This is a genomic window from Methylocapsa sp. S129 (assembly GCF_009765995.1).
Classification (GTDB): Bacteria; Pseudomonadota; Alphaproteobacteria; order Rhizobiales; family Beijerinckiaceae; genus Roseiarcus.
On the sequence record NZ_LMUI01000039.1, the window covers coordinates 1 to 11,610 of the forward strand.

General features: G+C 66.1%; 9 protein-coding genes. 3 read left to right on the forward strand and 6 right to left on the reverse strand.

Annotated elements, in window-relative coordinates; translation table 11 throughout:
* Positions 1-97 precede the first annotated feature (97 nt).
* Positions 98-967 (reverse strand): outer membrane protein, encoded by an 870-nt coding sequence (locus GSQ90_RS20240; protein WP_158816715.1) that lies wholly within the window; start codon positions 965-967, stop codon positions 98-100.
* 242 nt (positions 968-1,209) lie between these two features.
* Between GSQ90_RS20240 and GSQ90_RS20245 the strand changes: the two genes are divergently transcribed.
* Positions 1,210-1,965, forward strand: coding sequence for a hypothetical protein (locus GSQ90_RS20245; RefSeq protein ID WP_158816716.1), 756 nt, complete (start codon positions 1,210-1,212; stop codon positions 1,963-1,965).
* Positions 1,966-2,007: 42 nt separating this feature from the next.
* Here the strand turns inward: GSQ90_RS20245 and GSQ90_RS20250 are convergent, their stop codons facing one another.
* The 5 genes from GSQ90_RS20250 to GSQ90_RS20270 all read right to left on the reverse strand — a co-directional run bounded on the left by GSQ90_RS20250 (position 2,008) and on the right by GSQ90_RS20270 (position 8,179).
* Entirely contained in the window at positions 2,008-2,841 is an 834-nt protein-coding gene (locus GSQ90_RS20250) for an outer membrane protein (protein ID WP_158816717.1), read from the reverse strand.
* Between the two features lie 218 nt (positions 2,842-3,059).
* Positions 3,060-3,887 carry an outer membrane protein gene (locus GSQ90_RS20255; RefSeq protein ID WP_158816718.1) on the reverse strand — a complete coding sequence of 276 codons (828 nt, stop codon included), beginning with the start codon at positions 3,885-3,887 and terminating at the stop codon, positions 3,060-3,062.
* A 701-nt stretch (positions 3,888-4,588) separates the two neighbouring features.
* On the reverse strand, positions 4,589-5,725 hold the full coding sequence (locus GSQ90_RS20260; RefSeq protein WP_246731689.1) for a helix-turn-helix transcriptional regulator: 1,137 nt from the start codon (positions 5,723-5,725) through the stop codon (positions 4,589-4,591).
* 97 nt (positions 5,726-5,822) lie between these two features.
* On the reverse strand, positions 5,823-6,950 hold the full coding sequence (locus GSQ90_RS20265) for a helix-turn-helix transcriptional regulator (protein WP_158816720.1): 1,128 nt from the start codon (positions 6,948-6,950) through the stop codon (positions 5,823-5,825).
* A 110-nt stretch (positions 6,951-7,060) separates the two neighbouring features.
* Positions 7,061-8,179 (reverse strand): helix-turn-helix transcriptional regulator, encoded by a 1,119-nt coding sequence (locus tag GSQ90_RS20270; RefSeq protein WP_246731690.1) that lies wholly within the window; start codon positions 8,177-8,179, stop codon positions 7,061-7,063.
* Between the two features lie 401 nt (positions 8,180-8,580).
* Here GSQ90_RS20270 and GSQ90_RS20275 point away from each other — a divergent pair, with 401 nt between their 5' ends.
* Together GSQ90_RS20275 and GSQ90_RS20280 are read left to right on the forward strand one after the other, a co-directional pair.
* Entirely contained in the window at positions 8,581-11,082 is a 2,502-nt protein-coding gene (locus GSQ90_RS20275; protein ID WP_158816722.1) for a helicase-related protein, read from the forward strand.
* Positions 11,079-11,384 carry an RNA-binding S4 domain-containing protein gene (locus GSQ90_RS20280; protein ID WP_158816723.1) on the forward strand — a complete coding sequence of 102 codons (306 nt, stop codon included), beginning with the start codon at positions 11,079-11,081 and terminating at the stop codon, positions 11,382-11,384. The genes GSQ90_RS20275 and GSQ90_RS20280 overlap by 4 nt, the downstream gene beginning before the upstream one ends.
* Positions 11,385-11,610 lie beyond the last annotated feature (226 nt).

The window sequence follows — 11,610 nt, forward strand, 5'->3', positions numbered from 1 at the left end:
CCCGCAACAAAAGGCGCTTGAATCACACATCGACCCTAATGGGAATCACTCGTGTGAATGCCGTAGCGAGAATCGGGAGAAGGGATGCGCGTTGATCTTAGAACTTGTAGTTCACGCCAAGCCTGACGACATTTTCCGTCAGGCTCGATGAATGCGCGGCGCTATAAAACGCGGGTCCCGGCACGCCGCCAACCTGTCCCACAAACCGGGATGGGTTTTCCGCCGTCTGAAAGCCGGGCGCCTTGCCAAGATCGGCGTAAAGATATTCGCCCTTCACAGTCCAATGATCCGTCAGCGCATATTCGGCGCCGGCGCCAAGCGCCCAACCGACCAAGGTGCTGGAGCTTGAACCCATCGACGCCTCATTGCCATAGCCAGGGGGGCCGGGATCATGGATATAACCGGAGGTATAGCTGTAATTGGCGATGGCGAGGCCGCCCGTCGCATAGAGCAGGATCCGGTCGAAGGCGTAGCCGACGCGCGGACGAAGGGTGACAAGCCAATTGCTCCTAGCGTTTTCCTGAAAGGCGTAAGGCTCTGGAGTAGTCCCCGGCGGCGTTTGCATCACGCCGGTGAGGCCGCCGGCGTGCAGAGCCGTATAATCGGCGTCGGCTTCGACGCCAAGGACGATGGGACCGGTCTGCCAATTATAGCCGATCTGGGCGCCGGCGAGGAAACCGGCGGGATTCAGGCCGCGCGAGTCTTGCTGCGCAACGAAGGCCGGGATGCCCGTCTCGAAGGGATCTGTAAGCCAACTGCCGAAGGGGTCCAGATTGAGTTTGGCGTCGCTCCAATCATAGCCGCCGTTCACGCCGGCGTAAAAGCCGGTCCAGGTGAAGGCTGGCGCATAAGGGGCCGGCGGCGGCCCCTTCTTTGTCGGCAGGTCGGCGGCCAAAGCGGCGCCCGTCAGGAACGGCAGCGCAAGAAGGCAAGCGAGCGAATATCTTTTCCAGTTCGTTTGAGCCACCCAGCTCTCCCAAAAATTTGGCTTCCGGCGACGGAGCGTCGTACCTGGACGATTCATTAGCGTCGCCGCGCGGTCGCCGCGTCGCCCGATCGGGGGATGCGGCCGCGCCGATCTTGCAGGCGATTGCTCGATCACGGCGACCGCGCATGGCCTCTTGACGATCGCTGCGACCGGCTTGGCGAATAATGATCGAGCCGCTATCGTCCCTCTGCGCTTTCGCAGCGCTTGGGGGAGGTCAGGTCATGCGGCATCTTGGTCACATTCTCGCGGCCGGAGCGATCGGCGCGATCGTCGCGGCATCGGCGCCCGCCTTCGCCAAAACGACCAAGGAGTGCCGCGCCGATTACGCCGCGAACAAGGAATCCATCAAGGCGGCCGGGCAAACCGAGAAGGCCTATGTCGCCGCCTGCAAGGGCGGCCCGGATGCGGCGGCGCCCGCCGCGGCGAAGTCCGCCTCTTCCGCCGATTCCGCGCCCGTCCTCACCAAGACGAAAGCGCAATGCGCGGCCGAATACAGCGCCAATTTGAAGGCGATCAAGGCGAATGGTCAGACGAAGGCGGCCTTCGACGCCGATTGCCGCGCGGGAACCGAGAAGATCGGGCCGGCGCCCGCCGCGGCCGCGGCGGCGCCCGCCCAGAGCGCGCCGCCGGCGGAGCCCATGGCGCCTAAGCCGGCGATGGCTCCCGCCCAGGCCGCGCCCGCTCCGGCTCCCGCAGTTCCCGCGCCAATGGCGGCCCAGCCCGAAGCCGCGCCAGCGCCAACGCCGGCTCCCGTCGCGCCCGCGCCCGCTGCGGCCAAGCCCGAGGCCGCGCCCAACGCCGCGGAAGCGGCGGTGAAGGCCAAATGTCCGAGCGACAGGATTGTGTGGGTGAACAAGAAATCAGGAACCTACGATCTCGCCGGCGCGAAAACCTACGGCAAGACGAAGCAGGGCGAATATATGTGCGAGATGGACGCAACGGCGGCGGGCGACCGGCGCGCGGACGAAAAGCCTTAGCGATGTTCGGCGATGACGGGCGCCTTCGAAACGATCGCCCGCTCAGAAGAACTTGTAGTTCAAGCCGACCCGGACAATGCCCCCATTGACGTCGAAGCTTTTGCCGATGGTGTAACCGGATGGGGTGACGCCAGCACTGGGCGCCAAACTGCCTGTGAGGGCTATCCTGCCCAGATCATAATAGAGGCCTTCGAGCTTGGCGGACCAGTTCGAGCTGAGCGCATATTCAACGCCGCCGCCAACGGTCCAACCGGTCCGCGTGAAGACGCCGCTCGCGGGATAGTTGTTCACGTAGTTTCCGACCGCGAGAAAATCGCTGGACACCTTGACCTGGCCATAGGCGAGGCCGCCCGTGGCGTAGATCAGCGCTCGATCCATGACGAAACCGATTCGCGGGCGAACCGTGCCGAACCAGTTCATTCGTTCGGACGCGGTAAAGCTCTCTCCCGCCCCCCCGCTGCCGACGGTGAAAACGAACGGCCCTGAAACATTGACCGAGCCGTTGATTCCGGAACCCTGGAGATCCGCCTCGACGCCGACCAGCCAGGAGGGGCTCATCTGCCAGTTATAGCCGACCTGCGCGCCGCCGATGAAACCGCGCGGACTGACCTGAGCGCCGGAGGGCTGACCGGATGCGAGGCATCCAAATCCATTCGCCACGCCATCCGGCGCGAAACACAGCGACGGGCCGCGATCGTCGATCCAGCCATAGCCGGCGTTGAGGCCCGCGTAGAAGCCGGTCCAGGCGAAAGTCGGCTCGTAGGGGACGGGCGCGCCTTTTTTCGTCGGCAGGTCGGCGGCCGAAGCAGCGCCTGTCAGAAACGGCAGTGCGAGGACGCCGGCGCGCCAATGCTTTTTCATGTTCCACCCAGCCACCCGAATCTCCTGAATTCGCTAGCGACAATCGGGCTCTCGACCCATGCGATTCCTTAGCGTCCTTGCGCGGCCGCCGCGTCGGCCGATCGGGGGATGCGATGGCTGGCGCTGGAAGCGGCTCGGCTCCGTTCGGGAGCGGGCTGGAGAGTCAGACGACACACTTGAGGAGAGCGGCCTCGCTGGCCACGAGCGCGATCGTGGCCAAGGCGATCGGCTGCTCAAAAGAACTTGTAGTTCAAGCCGACCCGGACGATGGCGCCGTCGATGTCGAAACTCTTGCCATAGGCGTACCCGGGTGGTTTGACGCCCGGAAAGGGCGCCATACCGCCTGTCACAGCCACCCGGCCTAGATCGTAATAGAGGCCTTCGAGCTTGGCCGACCAGTTCGGGCTCAACGCATATTCGACGCCGCCGCCAAGGGCCCAACCAGTCCGGGTGAAGGACCCGCTGGCCGGCCACGCCAATCCGGGGACGATAATCGTATTGGTGGACACGCTGACCTGGCCATAGGCCAGACCGCCCGTGGCGTAGAGCAGCGCTCGATTCATCACAAAGCCGATGCGCGGGCGGACCGTGCCGAACCAGTTCATCCGTTCGGACGCGCGGAAATTCAAGGTGTCAGAATTGCCGCCGCCGTTCTGGGGGAACTGCCCTGTAAGATTGACCGATCCATTGATGGCGGAGCCTTGGAAATCCGCCTCGACGCCGACCAGCCAGGAAGGGTTCATCTGCCAATTATAGCCGACCTGCGCGCCGCCGATGAACCCGCGCGGGCTCACCTGAGCGCCGGGAGGACTACCGGGCGCAAGGCATATATCTCCGTTCGCGACGCCGCCCGGCGCGAAACATAGCGGCGGGCCGCGATCGTCGATCCAGCCATAGCCGGCGTTGAGGCCTGCATAGAAGCCTGTCCATGTGAAAGTCGGCTCGTAGGGGACAGGCGCGCCCTTTTTGGTCGGCAGGTCGGCGGCCAAAGCCGCGCTCGTCAGAAACGGCAGCGCGAGGACGCCAGCGCGCCAATGCTTTTTCATGTTCCACCCAGCCACCCGAATCTCCTGAAATTTCGCCCGCGACGATGAGGCTTTGGACCCGGGCGACTCATTACCGTCATGGCGCGGCCGCCGCGTCAGCCGATCGGGGGATGCGGCGGCCGGCAGGCGACGGCGACCGGCTCAAGCGGGAAGCCGCTTGGAGAATCCAGTAACCCGCTCGACGCGATCGGCAACGAGAACAACTTGAGCAAAAGCGCTGATCTATCGAGCCATGCTTGCACCGTCGCACGCTCATCTCGCCTCAAGAAATCGCGCCGCGGCGCCGAACAGCGCAAGGGCCGCTCAGCGCCAAACGTCGCAGTGAAAATATGGTTGAATGTGCCACCCGCCAACCCGATGACCGGAGAGACATGATCTCGCCCCGGCATTGACGGTCCTGGGAGGAGAGACAATCCCGCTGGATGGGTGCGGGCTGGAGTTGACGCTCAACGCGCTCGCTTGCGTCGACGCGCTCATCGGCCTGAAGTGTTGGCCGGCGCTCGCGGTTCCGACGGCGGTTGCAAGTAGGAGAGCCAATCCGCAAGCGGCCACGCCGCGAACGCATCGCGCCGGTCTCGTCTGTTCGCTCATCGTCGCTCTCCCAAAGGCGACCGCGGTTAAACCGTGGCCGCCGCCGCCCATGCCCCAACCCATTTACCGGCAATCGGCGGCCGCCGCGTCCCCCGATCGGCGGATGGCGCCCGTAGTTGCGCGGCTTAGTTGACGAGCGGGCTGGAGAATCCGGCGACGAGCTTGACGAGGTCGGCCTGGCGCGCGGCGCCGGTCTTCTCAAAGATGCGGCCGAGGTGGGTCTTCACGGTCGAGGCGGCGATGCCGAGCATTTCGGCGACTTCCGGGGCGCCGCCCACTTCGACGATCGCGAACAGAACGCGCAGTTCCGTCATCGTCAGCTTATAGGCCTCGGCGATGGCGACCGGCGGCGAAGCCGCTTCCAGCGCCGCCTTATGTACGAACACCGCGGCCGTCGCCGCGAGGCTGGAGCCGGCGCGCTCGCGTGCGCCCGAGGTCAGCGGCAGCACATGGGCGACGTAACGCTCGCCGGTTTTGGCGGTCAGCGGCAGCGCGACGCCCTTGGCGCCGACCGCCGCGTCTCCCTCGGCCGCGGCGGCGAAAATCTCCGACAGATTCGCATCGATCCGCGCCTCGCCCGAGATGAGCCGGCCGCCTGCGGCGCGCAAGACGTCGCCCCCGGCGAGGAGGATATGGCCTGCCCTATTGGCGTGCATGATGCGGCCCCCTGCGTCGACGAAAATCATCCCGGCGCGCAGGCCGTCGAGCGCCTGGGCGAATGTCGCTGCTTCCACCTGTTTGAGGTCGACCGCCTTGGCGATCAGCACGGCGCGCCGGATATGAGGCGCGAGCAGCCGCGCGCGCCGGCGCATCTCGTCGTCGACCAGACCATGCCGCTCGTGACGAAAGGCGGAAAACATCGCGGCGCTCGTCGTCGCTTTCTCCAGATTGACGCTGATATCGTCGACGAGTCCTTGCGGGCGCACCCATTCGCGGTAAAAACGCGTTCGCAGGAATTCGTCGTAAGGCAGCAGATCGCTTGTCGCCACCGGCTCCTCGACCTCAGCGAAGAACCGCGCGGTCGTGGTGGGATTGAGTTTGACGTATTTTGTGAAATAGAGATCGCGGTAATGCGGGTCGCTGGCGCCGTCGTGGAAAATCAGCGCGGCGTTGCTGTTGGCCGCGTCGCTCCAGAACACCGCGGCGGCCATGCCGTCGATGAAGCGCGCGATCTTCTTCAGCACGTCGGGCCAAAGCAACCTGTCGAGCGTCGTATCGTAGATATCGCCGATCAGGTCCGAGAAATTCTCGATCTCGCGCACTGGTCCAACATCTCCAAAATGTCTGGGCGGAGGATCGCTTATCATGATGCTTGCCCGCGTTCGTTACAACCGGTGCGCCGGGGATGACAGCTTCGGCCTAGTCCAGGAGCGGGCTGGAGAATCCGGCGACGAGCTTGACGAGATCGGCCTGACGGGTCGCGCCGGTCTTCTCAAAAACGCGAGCAAGATGGGTCTTCACGGTCGAAGCGGCGATGCCGAGCACTTCAGCGACCTCCGGCGCGCCGCCGACTTCCACGATAGCGAAGAGCACGCGCAGTTCCGCCAGCGTCAGCTTATAGGCTTCGGCGATGGCCTGGTGCGGCGATGCCGCATCCAGCGTCGCCTTATGCACGAACATAGCGGCTGTCGCTGCAAAGCTCAGGCCGGTGCGCCGGCGCGCGCCTGAAGTGAGCGGCAGCAGATGGGCGACATAGCGCTCGCCGGCGCTCGTGGCGAGCGGCAGCGCAATGCCGCGCGCGCCGACCGCCGCATCGCCTTCGGCCGCGTCGAGGAAGATCTGGCGCAGGCTCTCGTCGATCTGGCGATCGCTCGAGGCCATCCGACCTGCAACGATGTGCAACACATCGCTGTCGCCCAGCAGCAGATGGCCGGCCGCATTGGCGTGAATAAGGCGCCCGCCCGCGTCGACCAGGAAGGTCGCGACGCGAAGGCCGTCGAGCGTTTGCGCAAGCATCGCGGCTTCATTCTGCCTGAAGTCGATGACCTTGGAGATGAGCACGGCGCGCCGGACATGCGGGGCCAACAGCCGCATCCGGCGCCGCATCTCTTCGTCGACCATGCCCTGCCGCTCGTGGCGAAAGACGCCGAGCATGGCGGCGCTGGTCGTCGCCTTTTCGAGAGTGACGCCGATGAAGTCGATCAGGCCCTGCGGCTGCGCCCATTCCCGGTAGAACCGCGTTCGCATGAATTCATCATAGGGCAGCAGATCCACCGTCGCCGTCGGCTCTTCGCTCGGCGCAACGAACCGGGCGGTCGTCGTCGGATCGATCTTGATGTATTTCTCGAAATAGGTGTCCCGATAGCGCGGCTCCATCGCGTCGTCGTGAAAATAGACGCCGCCGCGTCTATCGGCGGCGTCTTTCCAGAACACCGCGGAGGATGCGCCCTCGACGAAAAGTGTAATCTTCTTCAACACGTCGGGCCAAAGCGACCGGTCGAGCGTCGTATCGTAGATATCGCCGATCAGGTCCGAGAAGCTCACCATCGCGCCACCGGTCCAAGGCTTCCAGAAATCTCCGGACAGAAAAGCGACATATCATGATCCCTGCCGGCGCGCTCGTTGCAGCTTGCGTTCGGTCGATGAAAGCGCCGAGCTCAGTGGACGAGCGGGCTGGAGAATCCGGCGACAAGCTTGACGAGATCGGCCTGGCGCGCGGCGCCGGTCTTCTCAAAGACGCGGCCAAGATGGGTCTTCACCGTCGAAGCGGCGACGCCCAACGCGTCGGCGACATCGGCCGCGCCGCCGACCTCGACGATGGCGAGCAAAACGCGCAGTTCCGTCGGCGTCAGCTTGTAGGCCTTGGCCATGGTTTCGAGCGGCGCCGGGCCGTCCAGCGCCGCCTTGCGCACGAATACGGCGGCCGCCGCCGCATGGCTCGCGCCAGCGCGCAGACCCGAGGTGAGTGGCAGCACATGGGCGACATGGCGTTCGCCGTCGCGCGCAACCAGTGGCAGCGCGACGCCTTGTGCGCCGATCGCCACATCGCCGGCGGCGGCGGCAAGAAAGATGTCGCGTAGTCTCTCGTCGATCCGCCGCACGCCCGAAACGAGTTGTCCCCCGGCGGCGCGCAGAACGCCAGAATCCGCCAGAAGGGCCCGGCCCGCGACGTTGGCGTGCATGATGCGTCCCTCCGCGTCGACGAGAAACATCGCGGCGCGGAGACCATCGAATGTTTCGGCGAACGTCGCGACCTCGACGCTCTTGAAATCGATCGCCTTGCCGACCAGCACCGCGCGGCGAAGATGCGGCGCAAGCAGCCGCATGCGCCGGCTCGTCTCGTCATCGGCGACGCCGTCCCTCCTGTGGCGAGAGACCCCGAACATCGCCAGGCTGGTGGGAGATTTGTCGAGCGTGACTTGCACGCAATCCACGAAGCCCTGCGGCCGCGACCATTCCCTGTAGAAACGCGTTTCGAGAAACTCGCTGTGAGGAATGTGACTCGTGTGGGCGACCGGCTCGCCGACCCCTGCCAAGAAGTAATGCGCGCTTGAGGGATCGAGCTTGATGTATTCGTCGAAAAAGGCCTGTACATAGCCTGGATCGAAGCCGCAGAAATGGGCGGCGTCGCCGGTCTCGCTGACGGCGTCCTTGGACCAGAGCGCCGCCCCTGGGCCCCCCGCGAACCGCCCGGCTTTCTCCAGCACGTCAGGCCAAAGCGATCCGTCGAGCACGGTATCGTAGATATCGCCGATCAGCGCCGAAAATTCCTGCATCTCGCGCACCCGTCCAATATTTCCAAAAAGTCCGGACAAAGATGTGACATCGTCGTTAACCATGCGCCCACTGCAAGCCGCGCCTATCCTCGGGCGATAGTCGCGCCTCTATGCGGCGGCTCCGCCTTGATCGCAGAATTCGACGGCGCCGACCAAAGCGCCGGACTCAATCGCGGGACTCTTTACGGGATGGCCCATCGACGACGCATGGTCGATTCGATGTTTTGGCGCCGACGCATCCTCCCCCGCGGCCCGATCGTCTGCGTCAATAGCGCGCATTTTGACAGGGACGTCAATCGTGACTATCTGCGAATCCTTATGCATCAGCAGCCGGCGTTCGTCCCGCGATCATCCTCGGCGCATTCTGGCGGCAGGCGGCCTCGTCCGTCTTGCTCAGCGCCATGAACGACCGATCGGCGGGCGCGGCGCCCGCGCGTCTTATGGCCGTTCTCGGCCCCACCAACACCGGCAAGACGCATCTGGCGGTGGAGCGCATGCTAGGTCACGCCTCGGGCATGATCGGCCTGCCGCTCAGGCTGCTGGCGCGCGAAATCTACGACCGCATCGTCAAGGCGCGCGGCGCGGGCTGCGTCGCTTTGATCACCGGCGAGGAAAAGATCGTCCCGCCCCGGCCGCAATATTTCGTTTGCACGGTCGAAGCCATGCCGTTGAATCGCGAGGTGGAATTTCTCGCCGTCGATGAAATCCAGCTTTGCGCCGATCTCGAACGCGGCCATGTCTTCACCCATCGCCTGCTGCACGCGCGGGGACGGGCAGAGACCATGCTGCTGGGCGCGGCGACCATCGCGCCGCTGATCCGCCGGCTCTGTCCCGACGTCGAGATCCAGTTTCGCGAGCGCTTTTCGCAACTGACCTATTCCGGCTCAAAGAAGCTGACGCGCCTGCCGCCGCGCAGCGCAATCGTCGCCTTCTCGTCGGAAGCGGTCTACGCCATCGCCGAACTGATCCGCCGCCAGCGCGGCGGCGCGGCAGTGGTGATGGGCTCGCTATCGCCGCGCACGCGCAACGCCCAGGTGGCGCTTTTCCAATCCGGCGAAGTTGATTTTCTCGTCGCCACCGACGCGATCGGCATGGGGCTGAACATGGACGTCGACCATGTCGCCTTCGCCGCCTTGCGCAAATTCGACGGGCGGCGCAGCCGCTGGCTCTACGCACAGGAGATCGGCCAGATCGCCGGACGCGCCGGGCGTTACCGCAAGGACGGGACTTTTGGCGTCACCGGCGAATGCCCCGATATGGACGCCGATCTCGTCGCCGCGGTCGAGGGCCATGTCTTTCCGCCGGTCGAGGCGGCCGAATGGCGCAATGCGCGGCTGGATTTCCAGTCGCTGCCGGCCCTGATGCGCTCGCTGGCCGAATCGGCGCCGGCGCCCGGCCTGAAACTATCGGAGGAAAGCCAGGACGAGACCAGCCTGCGCCAATTGGCGAATGACGAAACGGTGCTGCGCCGCTGCCGCGACCGCGCCAATCTGATCCGGCTGTGGGAGGTCTGTCAGACCCCGGACTTTCGCAAGACCAGCCAGGAGGATCATACCCGCCTCATCGGGACCATGTTCGAGCACCTGACTCAAAAGAATCGCCGCCTGCCCGAAGATTGGGCGCAAGGTCAGTTCGCCCATCTCGACCGCACCGACGGCGACATCGACACGCTGTCGGCGCGCCTCGCCCGGGTGCGCACCCTCGCCTATGTCGCCAATCGCGGCGACTGGCTCGTCGATCCCGAGGGCTGGCAGGCGCGCACGCGCGCGCTGGAGGACCGGCTGTCCGACACGCTGCACGCGCAATTGATGCAGCGGTTCGTCGACCGGCGCACCAGCACATTGATGCGCAGCCTCAACCAAAACGGCGGCCCGGTTCTCAGCGGCATCGGCGCCGATGGAGCGGTGACGGTCGAAGGCGAGTTCGTCGGCAGGCTCGCCGGCCTCCATTTCGAGCCGGCGCGCGGCGCCTCGGCGCTCGAGAACCGCGCCCTGCGCGGCGCGGTCGAGCGCTCGGTGGCGCCGGAAATCGCGCGTCGCCTGGGGCGGCTGGCGGAGGAGGACGACGAGGCCTTCGCTCTGGCGCCAGGCGGCATGCTGCTATGGCGCGGCGAGCCGACCGGCCAGCTCGCCGGCGGCGCGCCGTTTTCCCCGAAAGTGCGGCTGCTCGGCGAGCTTGGCTCCGTCGCAGCGCGCGAGCGGGCGGCGCGGCGGCTGGAGGCTTTCCTCGCCGACGAGGCCGGCCGGCGCCTGTCCGTGCTCAAGGCGCTCAATGCGGCGTCAGCCGACGGGCGGCTGACGGGCCTGGCGCGCGGCCTCGCCTATCAGCTCGTCGAGCAATTCGGCGTGCTCGACCGCAAGGCGGCGGCCGAACAGCTTCGCGCGCTTTCCCAGAAGGAGCGCCGCGCTTTAAGGAATCTGGGCGTGCGCTTTGGCGCCTTCAGCATCTATCTGCCCGATTTGCTGCTTCCGGAGGCGCGCATGGTCTGCGCGCCCTTCGCCGAACTCGCGCATCCGGGCTGGCGGCCGTCCGCCGGCGCCGTCAGCGCCCTGCCCCAGCCGGCGCCGCCGCCCGAGGCGCTGGGCTTGCGCGGCCTGCGCGCTATCGGCGGCCTCGCCGCGCCGGTCGAAGCGCTTGAGCGGCTCGACGCCCTGGCGCGCGCCGCGCCTGAAGGATTCGGCGCGTTTCGGTTGACCCCGGCGATTCTCGCCGAACTCGGCTGGTCGCCCGATCAGGCCCGGCGCATCCTGCGCGCGCTCGGCTTTGGGCTTGCCCGCGAGGAGGCTGGCGCCAGCGAATCCGGCCTCTGGCGCCGCCGCCAGCGCCCGGCGGAGGCCGCGACGCCGGCCCGCCGCCCGCGTCGCAGAATTCGCCGCCGCCGCGCTGCGAGCCTTCCCGCGTGAGCGAGGCGGCCGAGGCTTGCCGGATCGACGTCTGGCTGTGGCGGGCGCGCTTTTTCAAGACCCGCGGCCTCGCCGCGCGCGCGGTGGCGGAGGGCTCCGTTCGCCTGTTGCGGGGCGGCGCCAGAATCCGCCTGGACAAGCCAGGCCGCACTTTGCGCCCCGGCGACGGCCTGCTCCTCACGTTGGGCGACCGGCAGGTCGCGATGCGGATCGAGGCGCTTGGAACGCGGCGCGGCCCAGCGCCCGAAGCGCGCGCGCTCTATAGCGTGCTGGATGAGTTGGCGCCTGGGGGGAAACCTTAAGCCCTTCTCCCGCCTTGGCGGGAGAAGGTGGCCCGACGAAGTCGGGTCGGATGAGGGCGACGGCCCTGGTCGGGACCTAAACACCACGTCTCTTTTCGCGCGATCACGCCGATAGGCCCTCATCCGTCATGCTCCGCATGAACCCTTCTCCCGCTTCGCGCTACGGGATTCACACGAGTGATTTGCGTTGAGCGATTGCATATCCTTCGATCAAGTCGGCCAATCG